This window comes from Streptomyces spororaveus, assembly GCF_016755875.1.
Taxonomy (GTDB): domain Bacteria; phylum Actinomycetota; class Actinomycetes; order Streptomycetales; family Streptomycetaceae; genus Streptomyces; species Streptomyces spororaveus.
In genome coordinates this window covers 6805802-6826883 of the sequence record NZ_BNED01000005.1, presented here as the reverse complement: position 1 = coordinate 6826883, position 21082 = coordinate 6805802, and the positions used below count along the sequence as shown (strand labels likewise).

Sequence of the window (21082 nt, the reverse complement as noted above, 5' to 3'; positions counted from 1 at the left end):
CGGCGGCAGCCGCACGGCCGGAACCGGGACGCACGGCAGCAGTTGCGGTACGCCGAAGCAACCCGACCGGAGCCAGAAAGCTCGGCAGGAGCACCAGAGGGCGGGAGCCGCTCGGGCGGCGGTCAGTGATGTGTATGGGGGTTTCCCGTCAGTCTCATCGTCTCTCCGTGTCGGGCCGGTCCCTCAAGGGCGCTCCTTCGTCGCGTCGCTTCGCGATGGCCTTGCGGCCACCCTTGACCGACCGTCCCGCCCCGGAAATCCGAAGACTGCCGAGAAGCCCCCAAAAGAACGAGCCGGTCCAGGCTCTAAGGGACGGGGTAGTCAGAGACCCCCTGCCCGGACGGGGGTAGGGACGTTCCCGAGGCGGGGCCCATCCAGACCCCGGCCCGGACCGGGGGTAGCGCACCACATCGCTACGCGCTCCCCACCTCTCAGCGTCCGACGACCGTCCTCGGCTGGACATAGGCCGCCCAAGGCCCTGATCCCACCCGCGACCTGCGTCCGACGACCGTCCAGGGCTGGACATAGGCCGCCCACCATCCACGCGCTTCTCCCTGACGGCGGCCGACGACCGTCTGCGGCTGGCCATAGGCCGCCCAGGACGCTCGGACGTTCCTCTTTGGCTGCGTCTGGCCGTCGCCCGGGGTGAAAAGACGTGGGACTGCGGCTATTTCGTCGTGGATACAGGTCAGCGCATGTGGGGAGCCCAGAAGGCCGCCAGCTTGCCCCAATTACCCCTGTTTGGGGGTGGGTTTGTGGTGTCGTGGTCTCACTGACCCGGTTCCACGACGGAATAGGCGAGGTACCGGCCGTCAGTCTCTCTCAGCAGCTCTCTTCAGCACGAAATCGGCCGTCGGTCGCAGTCTGGGAGAAGCGAAGGGGTGGTGGGCGGCTTGTGCCCGGCCCCGGACGGCCGTCGGACGCGCGTCGACGGGGGGGACCGGGGTCGTGGGCGGCTTATGCCCAGCCCCGGCCGGTCGTCGGACGCAGGTCGAGTGTCGGATTGAGACCGTGGGCGGCCTATGTCCAGCCCAAGACGGACTGGAGACGCTGAGAGATGGGGAGCGCGTAGCGATGTGGCGCGCCTCACCCGACCCGGCAGGCCGCTGCCATGGGCCCCGCCTGTCGGTCGTCCCCACCCCCGACCGGGCAGGGCATCTCCGACTACCCCGTCCCTTAGAGCCTGGACCGGCTCGTTCTTTTGGGGGCTTCTCGGCAGTCTTCGGATTTCCGGGGCGGGACGGTCGGTCAAGGGTGGCCGAAGGCCATCGCGAAGCGACGCGAGGAACGAGCGCCCTTGAGGGACCGGCCCGACACGGAGAGACGATGAGACTGACGGGAAACCCCCATACGCCACTCTGGCCACCGCCCCAGCGGAACAGCCCCTCCGGAGCACCGCCCCACCAACCGACCCCGCCCGTCCGGCTCCCGCACGCCGGAGCCACCGCCCAGCCGGGCCCGCGCGCCGGAGCCCACGCCGTACCTCCCGACCCCGGCCGCCCAGGTGTCACTCGGGCTCAGCCGTCGCTCCCGCTACGCCGTCCGCCTCAGCAGCGCCAGGTACATCGCGTCCGTGCCGTGCAGGTGGGGCCACAGCTGGACGTCCGGGCCGTCGCCCAGGGCCGGGACGCCCGACATGAAGGGCCTCGCGTCGATCAGTTCCGCGGACACCGGCGACGCGCCCGCGCCGCGGCCCTTCAGGACGTCGTCCACGACGACCCGGGTCTCCGCCAGGTGCGGCGAGCACGTCGCGTAGCCGACGATGCCGCCCACGCGCACCGCCGACAGCGCCTCGCGCAGCAGCCCTCGCTGGAGCGGCGCGAAGCCTTCCAGGTCCTCCGGACGGCGGCGCCAGCGGGCCTCCGGGCGGCGGCGCAGCGCGCCCAGGCCCGAGCACGGGACGTCCATCAGGACGCGGTCGAAGGAGCCCGGCAGCCATGCCGGGCGGGTGCCGTCGGCCGCGATGACCTGGTACGGGCCCGGGTTGCCCGCGAGCGAGCGCTCCACGAGCCGGGCCCGGTGCGGCTGCTTCTCCGAGGCCAGCAGGAACGCCCCGCGCTGCGCCGCGAGCGCCGCGAGCAGCGCCGCCTTGCCGCCCGGGCCCGCGCAGCCGTCGAGCCACCGCTCGTCGCGGCCCTCGACCGGTACGGCCGCGAGGGCCATGGCCACCAGCTGGCTTCCCTCGTCCTGCACGCCCGCGCGGCCCTCGCGGACCGCTTCCAGCGCGCCCGGTTCGCCGCCCTCGGCCATCCGCACGGCGTACGGCGACCAGCGGCCGGGCAGGGCCGAGTCCTCGCCGACCGCCTCCAGCAGTTCCTCCGGCGTGGACCGGCCCGGGCGGGCCACCAGGGTCACCTCGGGCCGTTCGTTGTCGGCCTCCAGCAGGTCCTCGATGCCCGCGCGCCCGCCGCCCAGCGAGTCCCACAGGGCGCTGACGACCCACCTGGGGTGTGAGTGGTACACCGCGAGGTGTTCCTCGGCGTCGTCCTCGTAGGGCGGGGCGACGCGCTCCAGCCAGGCGTCCAGGTCGTGCGCGGCGATCTTCCGCAGGACGGCGTTCACGAACTTGGCGCGCCCGTCCCCGAGCACCACCCGGGCCAGTTCCACGCTCGCCGAGACGGCGGCGTGCGTGGGGATGCGGGTGCCGAGCAGCTGGTGGGCGCCGAGCGAGAGCACGTCCAGGACGGGCGGGTCCACCTCCCGCAGCGGCCGGTCGATGCACGCCTTGATCACGGCGTCGTACGTGCCCTGGCGGCGCAGCGTCCCGTAGACCAGCTCGGTGGCCAGCGCCGCGTCGCGCGCCTGGAAGTTCTCGTCCTGGCGGGCCTTCCTGAGCAGCGGCGGCAGCACGAGGTTGGCGTAGGCGTCGCGCTCGTCCACCGCCCGCAGCACCTCGAAGGCCAGCATCCGGACGGGGTCCTTCTGGGGCCGGCGGTACGGCTTGGCCTGCTTGCCACCCGCGCCCGCGGGGGCGGGCTTGCGACGGGGCTGACGGGGCTGATCGCTCACGTGAAAGGTGCTCCGGGGTTACGAGTGCTACGAGTACTTCGGGTGCTTCAGGTGCTTCAGGTGCTTCAGGTGCTTCAGGTGCTACGAGTCCTGCGGTCCTTGCGGGCTTCGCCGGTCTTGCGAGCCGTGCCGGCCCTGCGGGCTTCGCCGGCTTCGCGAGCCGTGCCGGCCTCGCGGGGCTTGCGGGTCCGCGGCCGGCGCGCCGTGGCGGGGGCGTCCGTGCTCGGACGCCTCCACCGATCAGCCTACGTCGGCTCCGCCGAGCCGCTCGCCGGGAGCGATCCGCACCCCGCGGGCCCAGTCGGCGGCCCGCATCGGCTTCTTGCCCTGCGGCTGCACCCACAGCAGTTCCACGGCGTGCGAGCCGGTGCCCGCGTACACGTTGTTCTTGGCGGGGGCCAGCGCGCCCGGCTCCAGGTCCGTGCGGTCGGGCACCAGGCCCAGCGAGATCAGCTTGAGCCGTTCCCCGCGGAAGACGGTCCACGCGCCCGGGGCCGGGGTGCAGCCGCGCACCAGGCGGTCGGCGCGCATCGCGGGGGCGGTCCAGTCGATCCGGGCGTCCTCCACGGTGATCTTGGGCGCGTGGGAGATGCCGTCGTGGGGCTGTTCGACGGCGCGCAGGGTGCCGTCCTCGATGCCGTCCATGGTGGCGGCGAGGAGTCCGGACCCGGCGAAGGCGAGCCGGGTGAGCAGGTCGCCGCTGGTGTCGGTGGGCCGGATCTCCTCGGTGAGGATGCCGTAGACGGGGCCGGTGTCCAGGCCCTCCTCGATACGGAAGGTGGAGGCGCCGGTGACCTGGTCGCCCGCGATGATCGACTGCTGGACGGGCGCGGCTCCGCGCCAGGCGGGCAGCAGCGAGAAGTGCAGGTTCACCCAGCCGTGCTTCGGGATGTCGAGGGCGCTCTTCGGGAGCAGGGCCCCGTAGGCGACGACCGGGCAGCAGTCCGGGGCGATCTCGCGCAGCCGGGCCTGGAAGTCGGGGTCGCGGGGGCGGGCGGGCTTGAGCACCTCGATGCCCGCCTCCTCGGCGCGTTCGGCGACCGGGCTGGCGACGAGGCGGCGGCCGCGGCCGGCCGGTGCGTCGGGCCGGGTGATGACGGCGGCGACCTCGTGCCGCCCGGAGGCGATCAGGGCGTCCAGGGCGGGTACGGCGACCTCGGGGGTGCCTGCGAAGACGAGCTTCACTGGGGGACTACCTCGCTATCTCGGCTGTCAGCAGCGCACCAGTCTATGGGGCGACGGTCGGGCCGCCCACCTGTGGTGTTGAGGGGGCGTACGCACATGCGCGCGCCCCTCGCATATGCCGACACGCCCCCACAGCGTGACCTGGGCGACGGGTGGCGCGTTGGTCAAGAGAGATTGACCAAAACGGGCCGCGTGCGAACGGTGTCTGCGGCCCGATCCGCCCTTCAGCACCGGTTCGAGAGGCTTCTTCATGGCCGACCACGCCACCCACGACGCTCAAGCCCGGGCCAGCCTGCACCTCCTGGTAAGGGACATCGAGCGGGTTCGCCGGCAGGTGGATGCCCTGCGTACGCTCACCGCCCAGCTCGGCAACGTGTACCGCCCGCGCCGGTCGGGTCCCTCCACCGGCTTCGTCGTCTACGGCCGGGCGCCCGCGCCGACCGTCCGGCTCGCCCAGGAGCTGCGGGACAGCGTCGAGACGCTGGTCACCGCGGCGGTGGACTTCGACCGCTCGCTCGGCTTCTCGTGGGACGCGGTCGGTTCCGCGCTCGGTGTCACCAAGCAGGCCGTGCACCGCCGTTACGGGGCCCGGCGGGCGCAGTCCGCCGAGTCCGCGGAGCCGCTGGCCGAGGGGACGACCACCCGGACCCTGGGGCCGCTGCCGACCGTCCCGGCGGCCCGGTCGATGCCGCCGCAGCCGGTGCGCGAGGAGGTCCAGGCCGCCGCCGCGGCCGGGGGCGTTCCCGTACGGGGGCTCGGAGAGGCTCCCCGCTCCCCCGCCCCCGCCTTCCCGGGTCCGCGCAACGGCTGAGCGGCGTCCCGCCGCCGGGACGCCGACACCCGACGGCCGGCCGCTCCGGCGCGTCACGCCTGAGTCCGCCCCCGGTGGGACGACCGTACGGGTCGCCCCACCGGGGGTTTCGGCGTTCGGCCGCGGTTCCGGGCGCACCGGGTCGGTGCGGCCTGTTCAGCCGATGTCGGGCGGGTCGATCCGGACCCGGACGGCCTCCGCCGCCGGGACCCCCTTCGCCAGCCGGGCGGCCTGCGCCGACTTCAGGGCGGCCGCCAGGGCGGCTCCGCTGCCCGGCGGGACCCGCACCAGTGCCCGCTCTCCGGGGGAGGGTTCTCCGCGCCGTCCCGGGAGCGGCACCGGTCCCAGGATCTCCGCGTCGGGCGGCAGCCCGGCGCCGGCCAGGAAGGCCTCCACCGCCTCGCCCCGACCGGCCACCGCCGCCATCCGGGACACCGGCGGGAAGCCGAGCTGGGACCGCTCCGCGAGCTCCCGTACGGCGTGGCCCACCGGGTCCCACCGTACGAGCGCCTGGACGGGCCGCAGCGTCGGTTCGGCGACCACCACGACCTGGCCGTCGCCCCGGACCAGGGAGGCGGCCGCGATCCACCGCCGCAGCGCGTCCTCGCCGGCCCGCAGGTCGGGCCGGGTCAGCATGGCCCAGCCGTCGAGCAGCAGCGCGGCCGCGTACCCGGCGCCCGCCGCCACCGGTTCGGCGCCCGGGGTGCACACGACGAGCGCGGGCCGGTCCGGTACCTCGTCCAGGACGTGGTCGCGCCCGGAGGTCCGTACGGCCACGGCCGGGAAGGCCCGGCCCAGTTCCTCGGCGGTGCGCCGGGCGCCGACCACCTGGGCCCGCAGCCGGAACGATCCGCATTCCTCGCAGTGCCAGGACGGCTCGCCCCGCCCGCACCACCCGCACGTCAGGTCCCGCTCGTCGGGGGCCTCCAGCGGTCCCGCGCAGGCCGTGCAGCGGGCGGGGGTACGGCAGCGCTCGCACGCCAGCCGGGGCACATAGCCCCGCCGCGGTACCTGGACCAGCACGGGTCCGGTCTTCAGGCCTTCCCGTACGGTCTCCCAGGCCAGGCTCGGCAGGCGCGCGGCCCGGGCGGCCTCGTCCCGGGCGAGCAGTTCGTCGCCGACGGTCCGGATCCGGGGCGCGCAGGCCCGTACGGTCTCGCGGTCGGCCGTGAGGGGTCTGGCCCAGCCGGACTCGACGAGCTGGGCGGCCTCAACGGTGCAGCTCGTACCGCCCGCGAGGAAGCCGCAGCCGTCGTTGACGGCGCGCAGTTCCAGTACTTCCCGGACGTGCGGGAAGGGGGCGTTGGTGTCGCTGTGGCTGGAGTCGCCGTCGTCCCAGACGGCGACCAGTCCGAGGTCCCGTACGGGGGCGAACATCGCGGCCCGGGTGCCGACGACGGCCCGCACCGAGCCCCGGTGCACGGCGAGCCATTGGCGGTAGCGCTTCTCGGGGCCCGACTCGGCGGTCAGCAGCGCGTGCCGGCCTTCGCCCAGCAGGGCGGTCATGGCCGCGTCGACGCGGGCGGCGGTCCTCCCGTCGGGGAGCACGGCGAGCGCCCCGCGTCCGGAGGCCAGGGTGGCGGCCATGGCGCGGGCGAGTTCGTCGGCCCAGCCGGGGCCGGGCAGTGCGGTCCATACGGCGCGGGGGGCGCCGCCGGTGGCGAGGGCGCGCAGGAAGCCGGGGCCGGCTCCGTACCGCTCCCAGCCGGCGGGCTCGGGGGCGGCGGGCGGGGGCAGGGGCTCCGGGGAGGGCTTGGCCTCGGCCCTGGCGTTGCGCGGGGGCAGGGCGAGCTGGAGCACGTCGGCGAGGCTGCCCGCGTACCGGTCGGCGACGGCCCGGGCCAGGGCGAGCATGCGGGGGCTGAGGACCACCTCGGGCGAGACCACCTGGGCGAGGGCGGCGAGGGCCCCGTTGTAGTCGGACTCGGCGCGGCGCTCGACGATGAACCCGTCGATCAGGCTGCCGCCCTCGCGGCGGCCGCCGCGCACGTGGTGGGAGCCCGCGCCGAAGCGGACGCGGACGCGGACCCCGGGCTGTGCGGCCTCGGCGAGCTCGGCGGGTACGGCGTAGTCGAAGGTCCGGTCGAGGTGGAGCACGCCCTTGTTCACGAGGACGCGGGCGACGGGCAGCTCGTCGGCCAGGGCGGCGCCGCGCCAGGTGCGCGGCTTCGCCTTGGGGGCCTTGGCCTTCGCCTCGGCCACCATTTCCCGGATCAGTGCGAGCTGCTCCGGCTGGGAATCGTTCGCGCTGCTCACATCAGCATTCTTACCAAAGTCCACTGACAGGCACGGCATGCGAACGGCCCCGGACCACGTGGTCCGGGGCCGTTCGGCGATCGTCCGTGGACGAGGAGTGCTACAGGCCGGCGGCCGCGCGCAGCGCGTCCACGCGGTCGGTGCGCTCCCAGGTGAAGTCCGGCAGCTCACGGCCGAAGTGGCCGTAGGCGGCGGTCTGGGCGTAGATCGGGCGCAGCAGGTCGAGGTCGCGGATGATCGCGGCCGGGCGCAGGTCGAAGACCTCGCCGATCGCGTCCTCGATCTTCTGCGTCTCGACCTTGGCGGTGCCGAAGGTCTCGACGAAGAGGCCGACGGGCTCGGCCTTGCCGATGGCGTACGCGACCTGGACCTCGCAGCGCGAGGCGAGGCCGGCGGCGACCACGTTCTTGGCGACCCAGCGCATGGCGTAGGCGGCGGAGCGGTCGACCTTCGACGGGTCCTTGCCGGAGAAGGCGCCGCCACCGTGGCGGGCCATGCCGCCGTAGGTGTCGATGATGATCTTGCGACCGGTGAGGCCGGCGTCGCCCATCGGGCCGCCGATCTCGAAGCGGCCGGTCGGGTTCACCAGGAGGCGGTAGCCCTCGGTGTCGAGCTTGATGCCGTCCTCGACGAGCTGGGCCAGGACGTGCTCGACGACGAACTCGCGGATGTCGGGAGCGAGCAGCGAGTCCAGGTCGATGTCCGAGGCGTGCTGCGAGGAGACCACGACGGTGTCCAGGCGCACGGCCTTGTCACCGTCGTACTCGATGGTGACCTGGGTCTTGCCGTCGGGGCGCAGGTACGGGATGGTCCCGTTCTTGCGGACCTCGGAGAGCCGGCGGGACAGCCGGTGCGCGATGTGGATCGGCAGCGGCATGAGCTCGGGGGTCTCGTCGCAGGCGTAGCCGAACATCAGGCCCTGGTCGCCGGCGCCCTGCTTGTCGAGCTCGTCCTCGTCACCCTCGACACGCTTCTCGTAGGCGGTGTCGACACCCTGCGCGATGTCCGGGGACTGGGCGCCGATGGACACCGACACGCCGCAGGAGGCGCCGTCGAAGCCCTTCTTCGAGGAGTCGTAGCCGATCTCCAGGATCTTGTCCCGGACGAGCTGCGCGATCGGCGCGTAGGCCTTCGTCGTCACCTCTCCCGCGATGTGCACGAGACCCGTGGTGATGAGGGTCTCCACGGCGACGCGAGAGGTCGGGTCCTCGCTGAGGAGCGCGTCGAGGATCGTGTCGCTGATCTGGTCAGCGATCTTGTCGGGGTGGCCCTCGGTGACGGACTCCGAGGTGAACAGACGACGGGACACAACGCTCCCTGGGGTTGCAGCGGCTGCTGGCTGATCATTTGGCGGAACCGCATCGGGGGCTGCGCCCGATCACGTTCCGGATGCAGTTTATCGGTCGCCGACGTTTGTTGGACCACCCGTCTCGCCTTATGGGAGCCGTGTGACCTGCGGCACTCCCATTCTTACGCACGGAGGTGACCTGGAGAAGGGGAATCGACGCAGGCGCGTCGCGACTAAAGTCGAGCCGCCACTTGGTCCCACACGACCTCGGCCAGTGCTTCCTTCGGACCATAGGGCACCTGGGTCTCAGATCCATCGGAGGCCAGGATGACCGCTTCGTTCTCCTCGGAACCAAAGGTCCGGGCTTCCCCGACCTCGTTCACGACGAGAAGGTCACAGCCCTTTCGGGCGAGCTTGGCCCGGCCGTTCGCGAGGACGTCGTCGGTCTCCGCGGCGAATCCCACGACCACTTGTCCGGCCCTGGCACGATCGGCCGAGATCTCCGCCAGAACGTCCGGATTGCGTACGAGCGCCACCGGCGCCGGGTCCTGCCCGTCCTTCTTCTTGATCTTTCCGCCCGCGTACACGGCGGGCCGGAAGTCGGCCACGGCGGCGGCCATCACCACGACGTCGGCGTCCGCGGCGGCCTTGAGCACGGCCTCCCGCAGCTGCACGGCCGTCCCCACGCGTACGACGTCCACCCCGGCCGGGTCGGCCAGCGCGGTGTTGGCCGACACCAGGGTGACCCGGGCCCCGCGCGCCACGGCGGTACGGGCGAGGGCGTAGCCCTGCTTGCCGGAGGAGCGGTTGCCGAGGAAGCGGACCGGGTCCAGCGGCTCCCGGGTGCCGCCGGCGCTGATCACCACATGGCGCCCGGCGAGGTCCGGCTCGGCCGCCCCGCGGGCGAGTACCCGGCGGCACACCTCGAAGATCTCCTCGGGGTCGGGCAGCCGGCCCTTGCCGGTGTCCTTGCCGGTGAGCCGGCCGACGGCGGGCTCGACGACGAGGGCGCCGCGGCGGCGCAGCGTGGCCACGTTCTCCTGGGTGGCGGGGTGCTCCCACATCTCGGTGTGCATCGCGGGGGCGAAGACCACCGGGCAGCGGGCGGTGAGCAGGGTGTTCGTCAGCAGGTCGTCGGCGAGCCCGTGGGCGGCCTTGGCCAGCAGGTCGGCGGTGGCCGGGGCGACGACGACGAGGTCGGCGGACTGCCCGATGCGCACGTGCGGCACCTCGTGGACGGATTCCCACACCTCGGTGGAGGCCGGGTTCCCGGAGAGGGCGGACCAGGTGGCCTCCCCCACGAAGTTCAGGGAGGCCGCCGTGGGCACCACCCGCACGTCGTGGCCGGACTCGGTCAGCCGGCGCAGCAGCTCGCACGCCTTGTAGGCGGCGATCCCGCCGCTGACCCCCAGTACGACCTTCGGCTTATCCATCCACACACACCCCTTTTGACTGCGCGACGTGTCCGACGTGTCCGACCGCCTTCGGTCCTGATCGTCGTCGTACCCACCCATGACACACCACAGGCCCGGCAGATGTTCTGCCGGGCCTGTGGTGAAAGGACTTCTGGTGCCTTACTGGGCCGGGGCCTCGATGGCCTCGGAGGTCAGCAGACCAGCGTTGATCTCGCGCAGCGCGATCGAAAGCGGCTTCTCGTGGACGTGGGTGTCCACCAGCGGGCCGACGTACTCCAGCAGGCCCTCACCGAGCTGCGAGTAGTACGCGTTGATCTGACGCGCACGCTTGGCCGCGTAGATCACGAGGCTGTACTTCGAGTCAGTGGCCTCGAGCAGCTCGTCGATCGGCGGGTTGATGATGCCCTCGGGCGTGGTGATGGAAGAGGACACGCTCTACCTTCCGAAGATGGGTGAAAGATTGGGCCGTCCTGGAATCGACCGAATCAAAAAGATCGATCAACGATCAGACAACTGCCATCAAGGCTAGCAGCTCACGGGCTACGTCCTCGACGGAGGTGTTGACCAGGGTGGTGTCGAACTCGGACTCGGCAGCGAGCTCGATCTTGGCGGCGGCCAGCCGACGCTCGATGACCTCGGCCGATTCGGTACCCCGGCCGGTCAGCCGGCGGACCAGTTCGTCCCAGCTCGGCGGTGCCAGGAAGACCAGCTGGGCGTCGGGCTTGGACTCGCGGACGAGTCGTGCGCCCTGGAGATCGATCTCCAGCAGTACCGGCTCGCCGTTGTCCAGGCGCTCCAGCACCGCGCCGCGCGGTGTGCCGTAGCGGTTGCCCGCGAACTCGGCCCACTCCAGCAGCTCGCCGTTGGCGATCAGCTTGTCGAACTCGTCGTCGTTGACGAAGAAGTAGTGGACTCCGTGTCGCTCACCGGGCCGCGGCTTGCGGGTGGTGGCCGACACCGAGAGCCACACCTCGGGGTGAACCTTGCGCATATGCGCGACGACCGTGCTCTTGCCGACCCCTGAGGGGCCGGAGAGCACGGTCAGCCGCGGACGAACCTCTGCTGCCATAGAGCGATTATCCAGCTTCTCGGGACTGCCTGAGAACGCCGGGAGAACTTCAGTCGACGCCTCAGGCGCCGGTGCTGCCGAACTCACGCTCCAGAGAGGCGATCTGGTTGGAACCGAGACCTCGGACACGCCGGGACTCGGAGATGCCGAGACGCTCCATGATCTGCTTGGCGCGCACCTTGCCCACGCCGGGCAGAGACTCCAGCAGGGCGGAGACCTTCATCTTGCCGATGACGTCGTTCTCCTGGCCCGTCTTGATGACCTCTTGGAGCGAGGCACCGGAGTGCTTGAGTCGATTCTTGACCTCGGCCCGCTCCCGGCGAGCCGCGGCGGCCTTTTCGAGCGCGGCTGCGCGCTGTTCAGGGGTAAGGGGCGGAAGAGCCACGCCTACGTCACCTCGGATGTCGAACTGTCGGATACGGACCGGTGGGTAACCCGAGGGCACCCCACCTGGCGAGCTCCCGAACAGCGATGGAACTCGTTCGCTGCGCGTTCACTCTGGTCGGAGACTAGCGGCCAACACCGCTCCAGTCAGCGAGAACGGACGAAAAGTCCTGGTCAGCCTCCACTGAACCGTACATCACGGACAAAATACCCCGGTTTTGTCCGATGAAGAGCGTTCGAGTTTCGCCAAGAAGTGCGAGAGGCCGTGCCGCGGAGGTGCGGACGGCCTCCGCAGGTGAGCGATTACGCGGTGACGGCCTCGTGGATCTCGTCGGCGAAGCGCCGCGCCGAGTCGCGCAGGGCGCTGACGTCCGGGCCGTGCTTCAGGACCCCGCGCGAGACGTTCGGGACGACGTTGCGCACGGCCTTGCCGAACACGCCCGGCAGGTCCGCCGCCGTCGCGCCCTGCGCGCCGATGCCGGGGGCCAGCAGCGGCCCGTTGATGTCCAGGTCGAAGGTGGACAGATCGCCCAGCGTGGCACCGACCACCGCGCCGAAGGAGCCCATGGGGACGGCGCCCGCGTTCTCCGCCGCCAGGTGCGCCAGCATCGTCGCGCCGATCGTCCGGCCGTCCTCGCGGACCGCCCGCTGGACCTCGGCGCCCTCCGGGTTGGAGGTGAGCGCCAGGACGAACAGTCCGGCGCCCGATGCACGGGCCAGGTCCACGGCCGGCTTCAGCGAGCCGTAGCCCAGGTACGGGGAGACCGTGAGCGCGTCCGAGAACAGCGGCGAGGCCGGGTCGAGGAAGGCCGAGGCGTACGCCGCCATGGTCGAGCCGATGTCGCCGCGCTTCGCATCCATGACGACCAGGCTCCCGGCCGCCCGGGCGTCCGCGACGGCCCGCTCCAGGACGGCCACGCCCTTCGAGCCGAACCGCTCGAAGAAGGCCGCCTGCGGCTTGAAGACCGCGACCGACTCGGCGAGCGCCTCGACGACCGTACGGGAGAACCGCTCCAGGCCCGCGATGTCGTCCTGGAGGCCCCACTGGGCCAGCAGGGCGGCGTGCGGGTCGATGCCCACGCACAGCGGGCCCCGGGAGTCCATCGCCGCGCGCAGGCGGGTGCCGAACGGGGTCACAGTCACTTGGTGGCCTTTCGGGTCTCGGCGCCCACCGCTTCGGCGAGCGTCGCGTACGGGCTGTTGGCCAGGCGCGCGGCGAGGCCCTTGTGGATGGCGCGGGCGTAGAACGGGCCCTCGTAGATGAAGGCGCTGTAGCCCTGGATCAGCGTGGCGCCGGCCAGGATCCGCTGCCAGGCGTCCTCGGCGTTCTCGATGCCGCCGACCCCGACCAGGACCAGGCGGTCCCCCACACGGGCATACAGGCGGCGCAGGACCTCCAGGGAGCGCTCCTTGACGGGGGCGCCGGAGAGTCCGCCGGTCTCCTTCACCAGGGACGGGGAGGACTTCAGGCCGAGGCCCTCCCGGGCGATGGTGGTGTTCGTCGCGATGATGCCGTCGAGGCCCAGTTCCAGGGCGAGGTCGGCGACCGCGTCGACGTCCTCGTCCGCCAGGTCGGGGGCGATCTTGACCAGCAGGGGCACCCGGCGGTCGGTGACGGTGCGGTCCGCGGCCTCGCGCACCGCCGTCAGCAGCGGGCGCAGCGACTCGGTGGCCTGGAGGTTGCGCAGGCCCGGGGTGTTCGGCGAGGAGACGTTGACCACGAGGTAGTCGGCGTGCCGGGCGAGACGCTCGGTGGAGGTGACGTAGTCGCCCACGGCCTCCTCCTCGGGCACGACCTTCGTCTTGCCGATGTTGACGCCGACCACGGTCCTGAAGACGGCCTCACGGGCCGCCAGGCGGGCCGCCACGGCCGCCGAGCCCTCGTTGTTGAAGCCCATGCGGTTGATCAGCGCACGGTCCGGCACGAGGCGGAAGAGCCGCTTCTTCGGGTTGCCGGGCTGCGCCTCGGCCGTGACCGTCCCGATCTCGACGTGGTCGAAGCCGAGCATCGACATCCCGTCGATGGCGACGGCGTTCTTGTCGAAGCCCGCCGCGAGGCCGAAGGGGCCGTGCATGCGCAGGCCGAGGGCCTCGGTGCGGAGCTCCTCGTAGCGCGGGGCCAGGGCGGCCGCGGCGAAGGTGCGCAGCACGGGCGTGCGGGCGGCGAGGCGGATCCAGCGGAAGGCCATGTAGTGGGCCTGTTCCGGGTCCATCCGCTTGAAGACCAGGTTGAAGAAGGTTTTGTACATCGTCGGAAAATCCCTCTGCGCTCGTGAAGAGGGGGACACCCGTCGTGAAACCGGTGTCCCCCTCCCCGTGTCCGGGCTGGCTGTACTGCCTGGGTCAGTCGCGGGCCGCGATCAGGTGCTCCGCGTGCTCCTGGAGGGAGCGGACGCCCACGTCGCCGCGGTTGAGCGCGTCGATGCCCTGGACGGCGGCGGCGAGCGCCTGGACCGTGGTCAGGCAGGGGACGCTGCGGGCCACGGCCGCCGTGCGGATCTCGTAGCCGTCGAGGCGGCCGCCGGTGCCGTACGGGGTGTTGACGATCAGGTCGACCTGGCCGTCGTGGATCAGCTGGACGATGGTCTTCTCGCCGTTCGGGCCCTCGCCCTCGCTGAGCTTGCGCACCACGGTGGCGTTGATGCCGTTGCGGCGCAGCACCTCGGCGGTGCCGGAGGTGGCCATCAGCTCGAAGCCGTGGGCGACGAGCTCGCGCGCCGGGAAGATCATCGAGCGCTTGTCGCGGTTGGCGACGGAGATGAAGGCGCGACCCTTGGTGGGCAGCGGGCCGTAGGCGCCGGCCTGCGACTTGGCGTAGGCGGTGCCGAAGACGGCGTCGATGCCCATGACCTCGCCGGTGGAGCGCATCTCCGGGCCGAGGACGGTGTCCACGCCGCGGCCGTGGATGTCGCGGAAGCGCGACCACGGCATGACGGCCTCCTTGACGGAGATCGGCGCGTCGATCGGCAGGGTGCCGCCGTCGCCGGTCTTCGGCAGCAGGCCCTCGGCGCGCAGCTCGGCGATGGTGGTGCCGAGCGAGATGCGGGCGGCGGCCTTCGCGAGCGGGACCGCGGTGGCCTTCGAGGTGAAGGGGACGGTCCGGGAGGCGCGCGGGTTGGCCTCCAGGACGTAGAGGATGTCCCCGGCCATCGCGAACTGGATGTTGATCAGGCCGCGGACGCCGACGCCCTTGGCGATGGCCTCGGTGGAGGCGCGCAGGCGCTTGATGTCGTAGCCGCCGAGGGTGATCGGGGGCAGGGCGCAGGCCGAGTCGCCGGAGTGGATGCCGGCTTCCTCGATGTGCTCCATGACGCCGCCGAGGTAGAGCTCGTGGCCGTCGTAGAGGGCGTCGACGTCGATCTCGATCGCGTCGTCGAGGAAGCGGTCGACCAGCACGGGGCGGGTCGGGGAGATCTCGGTGGACTCGGCGATGTACGACTCGAGGCGGGCCTCGTCGTAGACGATCTCCATGCCGCGGCCGCCGAGCACGTAGGACGGGCGCACGAGGACCGGGTAGCCGATCTCGTCGGCGATCGCCTTCGCACCCGCGAAGGTGGTGGCGGTGCCGTGCTTGGGGGCGGGCAGGCCGGCGTCGGCGAGGACCTGGCCGAAGGCGCCGCGGTCCTCGGCGGCGTGGATGGCCTCCGGCGGGGTGCCGACGACGGGGACGCCGTTGTCCTTGAGGGCCTGGGCGAGACCGAGGGGGGTCTGGCCGCCGAGCTGGACGACGACACCGGCGATGGGGCCGGCCAGCGACTCCGCGTGGACGATCTCCAGCACGTCTTCGAGCGTGAGCGGCTCGAAGTACAGGCGGTCGGAGGTGTCGTAGTCGGTGGAGACGGTCTCCGGGTTGCAGTTGACCATCACGGTCTCGTAGCCGGCGTCGCTGAGGGCGAAGGAGGCGTGGACGCAGGAGTAGTCGAACTCGATTCCCTGGCCGATGCGGTTCGGGCCGGAGCCCAGGATGATCACCGCGGGCTTGGTGCGGGTCGCGACCTCGGACTCCTCGTCGTACGAGGAGTAGAAGTACGGGGTCTTCGCGGCGAACTCGGCGGCGCAGGTGTCGACCGTCTTGTAGACCGGGCGGACGCCGAGGGCGTGCCGGACCTCGCGGACGACGTCCTCGCGCAGGCCGCGGATCTCGGCGATCTGCGCGTCGGAGAAGCCGTGGCGCTTGGCCTCGGCGAGCAGCTCGGGCTGGAGCTTCTCGGCGGCGGCGAGCTCGTCCGCGATCTCCTTGATGAGGAAGAGCTGGTCGACGAACCAGGGGTCGATCTTCGTGAACTCGAAGACCTCTTCCTGGGTGGCGCCGGCGCGGATGGCCTGCATGACGGTGTTGATGCGGCCGTCGGTCGGGCGGACCGCGGTGGCGAGGAGCTCGTCCTTGTCGCCGGTGGGGCCGACGAAGGTGAACTGCGAGCCCTTCTTCTCCAGGGAGCGCAGGGCCTTCTGGAGGGCCTCGGTGAAGTTGCGGCCGATGGCCATGGCCTCGCCGACCGACTTCATGGTGGTGGTGAGGGTGGCGTCGGCCAGCGGGAACTTCTCGAAGGCGAAGCGCGGGGCCTTGACGACGACGTAGTCGAGGGACGGCTCGAAGGAGGCCGGCGTCTGCTCGGTGATGTCGTTGGGGACCTCGTCGAGCGTGTAGCCGATGGCCAGCTTGGCGGCGATCTTGGCGATCGGGAAGCCGGTGGCCTTCGAGGCGAGCGCCGAGGAGCGGGAGACGCGCGGGTTCATCTCGATGACGATGACGCGGCCGTCGACCGGGTCGATCGCGAACTGGATGTTGCAGCCGCCGGTGTCGACGCCGACCTCGCGGATGATCGCGATGCCGATGTCGCGCAGCCGCTGGTACTCGCGGTCGGTCAGCGTCATCGCCGGGGCGACGGTGATCGAGTCGCCGGTGTGGACGCCCATCGGGTCGAAGTTCTCGATGGAGCAGACGACGACCACGTTGTCCTTGGTGTCGCGCATCAGCTCCAGCTCGTACTCCTTCCAGCCGAGGATGGACTCCTCCAGGAGCACCTCGGTGGTCGGGGAGAGCGTGAGGCCCTGGCCGGCGATGCGGCGCAGCTCGTCCTCGTCGTGGGCGAAGCCGGAGCCGGCGCCGCCCATGGTGAAGGAGGGGCGGACGACGACGGGGTAGCCGCCGAGGGTCTCGACACCGGCCAGGACGTCGTCCATGGAGTGGCAGATGACCGAGCGGGCGGACTCGCCGTGGCCGATCTTGGCGTTGACGGCCTCGACGACGCCCTTGAAGAGGTCGCGGTCCTCGCCCTTGTTGATGGCCTCGACGTTGGCGCCGATGAGCTCGACGCCGTACTTCTCCAGCACGCCCTGCTCGTGCATGGAGATCGCGGTGTTGAGCGCGGTCTGGCCGCCGAGGGTCGGGAGGAGCGCGTCGGGGCGCTCCTTCGCGATGATCTTCTCGACGAACTCGGGGGTGATCGGCTCGACGTACGTGGCGTCGGCGATCTCCGGGTCGGTCATGATCGTCGCGGGGTTGGAGTTGACCAGGATGACCCGCAGGCCCTCGGCCTTGAGGATGCGGCAGGCCTGGGTGCCGGAGTAGTCGAACTCGGCGGCCTGTCCGATGACGATCGGGCCGGAGCCGATGACCAGGACGGACTGGATATCGGTGCGCTTAGGCACGCTCGGCCTCCATCAGGGATACGAAACGGTCGAAGAGGTACGCGGCGTCGTGCGGGCCGGCGGCCGCCTCGGGGTGGTACTGGACGCTGAAGGCCGGCTGGTCAAGCAGCTGGAGGCCTTCGACGACGTTGTCGTTCAGGCAGACGTGGGAGACCTCGGCGCGGCCGTAGGCGGTCTCGGAGACCTTGTCGAGGGGCGCGTCGACGGCGAAGCCGTGGTTGTGCGCGGTGATCTCGACCTTGCCGGTGGAGCGGTCCTGGACCGGCTGGTTGATGCCGCGGTGGCCGTACTTCAGCTTGTAGGTGCCGAAGCCGAGCGCGCGGCCCAGGATCTGGTTGCCGAAGCAGATGCCGAAGAGCGGGGTCTTGCGCTCCAGCACGCCCTGCATGACGGCGACGGGGCCGTCGGCGGTGGCCGGGTCGCCCGGGCCGTTGGAGAAGAACACGCCGTCGGGCTCGACCGCGTACACGTCCTCGACCGTGGCGGTGGCGGGCAGTACGTGCACCTCGATGCCGCGCTCGGCCATGCGGTGCGGAGTCATGCCCTTGATGCCGAGGTCGACGGCGGCGACGGTGAAGCGCTTCTCGCCGATCGCGGGGACGACGTAGGCCTCCTGGGTGGCGACCTCGGCGGAGAGGTTCGCGCCCTTCATGTGCGGCTGCGCCGTGACCTTGGCCAGCAGGGCCTCGTCGCCGACGCCGGTCCAGGCCTCGCCCGAGAAGATGCCGACGCGCATGGCGCCGCGCTCGCGCAGGTGGCGGGTCAGGGCGCGGGTGTCGATGCCGGAGATCCCGACGACGCCCTGCTTGACGAGCTCCTCGTCCAGCGAGCGCCGGGAGCGCCAGTTGGAGGGGACGCGGGCGGGGTCGCGGACGACGTAGCCGGCCACCCAGATGCGGGAGGACTCGGGGTCCTCGTCGTTGACGCCGGTGTTGCCCACGTGCGGGGCGGTCATCACGACGACCTGCCGGTGGTACGACGGGTCGGTGAGGGTCTCCTGGTAGCCGGTCATGCCGGTGGAGAACACGGCCTCGCCGAAGGTCTCCCCCACAGCGCCGTAGGCGCGGCCGCGGAAGATCCGACCGTCCTCCAGGACGAGTACGGCGGGAGCTTTGGCTGCTCCCCTGGTGGAGGTCGTCATCGTTCGGCGCCTTCCGTCGTGATGGATGAGTTCATGAGATTGATGGCTTCGACCCAGGCGGCGTGTTCGGCCGCCCGGTCGGAGCGGAATCCGGAGTCGATCAGCTTGTCGCCGTGCGCCCAGGTGACGACGAGCAGACCGCCCTCGGTGAGTACCTTGCCCGCGATTCCCTTGTCGAGGCGGGCGCCGCGCAGCTGCGTGGCCGGTACGAAGAAGTCGCCTGCCCCCGGTCGGACGACGTCCAGGCCCGCGTCGGTGAGCGTGAGCTCGACGCGGCTGCGCAGGCCCAGGCCGTGGGCGACGATCCGGTCGAGCCACTGTCCGGCGGTGGTGGAGCCGTGGTACCGGCCGGTCAGGGCCAGCCGGTGTTCGGGAAGACCGTCGGGTGCGGCGGGCAGCTCCGGCAGATCGTTCTGCAGGGCGCCGCGCCATTTCCAGCCCTGCCGCATCAGCCAGTAGACGAACGCGACGAAGACGGCCAGGCCGATCACCCACGCCATGCGGGCACCGAAGCTGGTCACCTCCGCCGACTGTCGTTCGGCGGCCTCGGCGGCCAGTTGGATTACTGCAGGTGTCACGCCAGTTTCCCGTCCACGACCGTTGCCCGGCCCCGCAGGAAGGTATGAGTGACGCGCCCCGGCAGCTCACGGCCCTCGTAAGGCGTGTTGCGGCTGCGGGAGGCGAAGTGTGCGGGGTCCACGACACCACGGTACGAGGTATCGACCAAGGTCAGGTTCGCGGGTTCACCTGCCGAGACGGGACGGCCGTGGCCCGCCAGGCTGCCGATGCGCGCCGGGGCGAAGGACATCCGCTCGGCGACGCCCGCCCAGTCGAGCAGTCCGGTCTCGACCATCGTCTGCTGGACGACGGACAGCGCGGTCTCCAGGCCGACCATGCCCATGGCGGCGGCGGCCCACTCGCAGTCCTTGTCCTCGTGCGGGTGCGGGGCGTGGTCGGTGGCGACGATGTCGATCGTGCCGTCGGCGAGCGCCTCGCGCAGGGCCATGACGTCGCGCTCGGTGCGCAGCGGCGGGTTGACCTTGTAGACGGCGTTGTACGAGCGGACGAGCTCCTCGGTGAGGAGGAGGTGGTGCGGGGTGACCTCGGCGGTGACGTCGATGCCGCGGGACTTGGCCCAGCGGACGATCTCGACGGATCCGGCGGTGGAGAGGTGGCAGATGTGGACGCGGGAGCCGACGTGCTCGGCGAGCAGGACGTCGCGGGCGATGATCGACTCCTCGGCGACGGCCGGCCAGCCGCCGAGACCGAGTTCGGCGGAGACGATGCCCTCGTTCATCTGGGCGCCCTCGGTGAGGCGGGGCTCCTGGGCGTGCTGGGCGACGACGCCGCCGAAGGCCTTCACGTACTCCAGGGCACGGCGCATGATCACGGCGTCGTCGACGCACTTGCCGTCGTCGGAGAAGACGGTGACGTTGGCGGCGGACTCGTGCATGGCGCCGAGCTCGGAGAGCTGCTTGCCCTCCAGGCCGACGGTGACGGCGCCGATGGGCTGCACGTCGCAGTAGCCGGACTCCTTGCCCAGGCGCCAGACCTGCTCGACGACGCCGGCGGTGTCGGCGACCGGGAAGGTGTTCGCCATGGCGAACACGGCGGTGTATCCGCCGGAGGCGGCGGCGCGGGTGCCGGTGAGGACGGTCTCGGAGTCCTCGCGGCCGGGCTCGCGCAGGTGGGTGTGGAGGTCGACGAGGCCGGGGAGGAGGACCTGGCCCTCGGCCTCGATGACGGTCGCACCCTCGGCGGAGAGGTTCGGCCCGACCTCGGCGATGGTCTCGCCGTCGATCAGGACGTCCTGCGCCTCGCCGCCGAGTACCTTCGCGCCACGGATAAGGATCTTGCTCATGGTTACTTGCTCTCCTCGGTACGCGCGGCGGCGGGGGTGGTGGTGACGGCGGGCTCGGAGCCTCCGAGCAGCAGGTACAGGACGGCCATCCGGGTGGAGACGCCGTTGGCGACCTGCTCGACGGCCGTGCAGCGGTCGGAGTCGGCGACCTGGGCGGTGATCTCCATGCCGCGGTTCATCGGGCCGGGGTGCATCACGATGGCGTGCTCGGGCATTTTCGCCATGCGGTCGCCGTCGAGCCCGTACCGGCGGGAGTACTCGCGCTCGGTCGGGAAGAAGGCGGCGTTCATGCGTTCGCGCTGCACACGCAGCATCATCACCGCATCGGACTTCGGCAGCACCTCGTCGAGGTTGTACGAGACCTCGCAGGGCCAGGTCTCCACGCCGATCGGGACGAGCGTGGGCGGGGCCACCAGGGTGACCTCGGCGCCGAGGGTGTGCAGCAGGTGGACGTTGGAGCGGGCCACGCGGCTGTGCAGGACGTCGCCGACGATGGTGATGCGGCGGCCGTTCAGGTCCTTGCCGAGGCCGGCGTCGCGGCCGACCAGGCGGCGGCGCATGGTGAAGGCGTCCAGCAGGGCCTGCGTGGGGTGCTCGTGGGTGCCGTCGCCGGCGTTGACGACGGCGGAGTCGATCCAGCCGGAGGTCGCGAGCCGGTAGGGGGCACCGGAAGCGTGGTGGCGGATGACGACCGCGTCGGCGCCCATGGCCTCCAGGGTCAGCGCGGTGTCCTTCAGGGATTCGCCCTTGGAAACGGACGAACCCTTCGCGGAGAAGTTGATGACGTCGGCCGAGAGCCGCTTGGCGGCCGCCTCGAAGGAGATCCGGGTGCGGGTCGAGTCCTCGAAGAAGAGGTTGACGACGGTGAGGCCGCGCAGGGTGGGCAGCTTCTTGATCGGCCGGTCCGCGACACGGGCCATCTCCTCGGCGGTGTCGAGGATCAGGACGGCGTCGTCGCGCGTGAGGTCGGCGGCCGAGATGAGGTGGCGCTTCATCTGGATGGCTCCGTAG

16 protein-coding genes are annotated in these 21082 nt (G+C 71.6%); 1 reads left to right on the top strand and 15 read right to left on the bottom strand.

The genetic code is table 11. The features are described 5' to 3' along the window. Nucleotides 1-1533 precede the first annotated feature (1533 nt). Together Sspor_RS33410 and fmt are read right to left on the bottom strand one after the other, a co-directional pair. Nucleotides 1534-3009: an RsmB/NOP family class I SAM-dependent RNA methyltransferase gene (locus tag Sspor_RS33410; RefSeq protein ID WP_202202421.1), complete on the bottom strand. Its 1476-nt coding sequence runs from the start codon at nucleotides 3007-3009 to the stop codon at nucleotides 1534-1536. 240 nt (nucleotides 3010-3249) lie between these two features. After that, the gene (gene fmt, locus Sspor_RS33405) at nucleotides 3250-4194 is read right to left on the bottom strand and encodes a methionyl-tRNA formyltransferase (RefSeq protein WP_202202420.1); all 945 of its coding nucleotides are present in this window, start codon (nucleotides 4192-4194) and stop codon (nucleotides 3250-3252) included. Between the two features lie 250 nt (nucleotides 4195-4444). Between fmt and Sspor_RS33400 the strand changes: the two genes are divergently transcribed. Beyond that, entirely contained in the window at nucleotides 4445-5005 is a 561-nt protein-coding gene (locus Sspor_RS33400) for a hypothetical protein (protein ID WP_237404133.1), read from the top strand. A gap of 156 nt (nucleotides 5006-5161) precedes the next feature. Here Sspor_RS33400 and Sspor_RS33395 read toward each other — a convergent pair whose 3' ends face one another. The 13 genes from Sspor_RS33395 to Sspor_RS33335 form a co-directional block, all read right to left on the bottom strand. Further along, nucleotides 5162-7300 carry a primosomal protein N' gene (locus tag Sspor_RS33395; protein WP_272934853.1) on the bottom strand — a complete coding sequence of 713 codons (2139 nt, stop codon included), beginning with the start codon at nucleotides 7298-7300 and terminating at the stop codon, nucleotides 5162-5164. 61 nt (nucleotides 7301-7361) lie between these two features. Beyond that, on the bottom strand, nucleotides 7362-8570 hold the full coding sequence (gene metK / locus Sspor_RS33390) for a methionine adenosyltransferase (protein WP_202202418.1): 1209 nt from the start codon (nucleotides 8568-8570) through the stop codon (nucleotides 7362-7364). 212 nt (nucleotides 8571-8782) lie between these two features. Then, entirely contained in the window at nucleotides 8783-9982 is a 1200-nt protein-coding gene (coaBC, locus tag Sspor_RS33385) for a bifunctional phosphopantothenoylcysteine decarboxylase/phosphopantothenate--cysteine ligase CoaBC (protein ID WP_202202417.1), read from the bottom strand. A gap of 141 nt (nucleotides 9983-10123) precedes the next feature. Continuing rightward, complete coding sequence (rpoZ, locus tag Sspor_RS33380; protein ID WP_202202416.1) at nucleotides 10124-10396, bottom strand: DNA-directed RNA polymerase subunit omega; 273 nt, start codon at nucleotides 10394-10396, stop codon at nucleotides 10124-10126. A gap of 73 nt (nucleotides 10397-10469) precedes the next feature. After that, a complete protein-coding gene (gene gmk / locus Sspor_RS33375; RefSeq protein ID WP_030008745.1) occupies nucleotides 10470-11033 on the bottom strand; it encodes a guanylate kinase in 564 nt (187 codons plus the stop codon). Between the two features lie 61 nt (nucleotides 11034-11094). Next, on the bottom strand, nucleotides 11095-11418 hold the full coding sequence (locus Sspor_RS33370) for an integration host factor (protein ID WP_030008746.1): 324 nt from the start codon (nucleotides 11416-11418) through the stop codon (nucleotides 11095-11097). 302 nt (nucleotides 11419-11720) lie between these two features. Further along, a complete protein-coding gene (pyrF, locus tag Sspor_RS33365) occupies nucleotides 11721-12560 on the bottom strand; it encodes an orotidine-5'-phosphate decarboxylase (RefSeq protein ID WP_202202415.1) in 840 nt (279 codons plus the stop codon). Then, the gene (locus tag Sspor_RS33360) at nucleotides 12557-13666 is read right to left on the bottom strand and encodes a quinone-dependent dihydroorotate dehydrogenase (RefSeq protein WP_202202414.1); all 1110 of its coding nucleotides are present in this window, start codon (nucleotides 13664-13666) and stop codon (nucleotides 12557-12559) included. The genes pyrF and Sspor_RS33360 overlap by 4 nt, the downstream gene beginning before the upstream one ends. Before the next feature lie 94 nt (nucleotides 13667-13760). Beyond that, entirely contained in the window at nucleotides 13761-17069 is a 3309-nt protein-coding gene (gene carB, locus Sspor_RS33355) for a carbamoyl-phosphate synthase large subunit (RefSeq protein WP_202202413.1), read from the bottom strand. Continuing rightward, complete coding sequence (carA, locus tag Sspor_RS33350; protein ID WP_202202412.1) at nucleotides 17062-18210, bottom strand: glutamine-hydrolyzing carbamoyl-phosphate synthase small subunit; 1149 nt, start codon at nucleotides 18208-18210, stop codon at nucleotides 17062-17064. The genes carB and carA overlap by 8 nt, the downstream gene beginning before the upstream one ends. Then, complete coding sequence (locus Sspor_RS33345) at nucleotides 18207-18788, bottom strand: PH-like domain-containing protein (protein ID WP_202202411.1); 582 nt, start codon at nucleotides 18786-18788, stop codon at nucleotides 18207-18209. The genes carA and Sspor_RS33345 overlap by 4 nt, the downstream gene beginning before the upstream one ends. Then, on the bottom strand, nucleotides 18785-20071 hold the full coding sequence (locus Sspor_RS33340) for a dihydroorotase (RefSeq protein WP_202202410.1): 1287 nt from the start codon (nucleotides 20069-20071) through the stop codon (nucleotides 18785-18787). Before Sspor_RS33340 ends, Sspor_RS33345 begins: the two co-directional genes overlap by 4 nt. A gap of 2 nt (nucleotides 20072-20073) precedes the next feature. Then, nucleotides 20074-21066 carry an aspartate carbamoyltransferase catalytic subunit gene (locus tag Sspor_RS33335; RefSeq protein ID WP_202202409.1) on the bottom strand — a complete coding sequence of 331 codons (993 nt, stop codon included), beginning with the start codon at nucleotides 21064-21066 and terminating at the stop codon, nucleotides 20074-20076. Nucleotides 21067-21082: the final 16 nt, after the last annotated feature.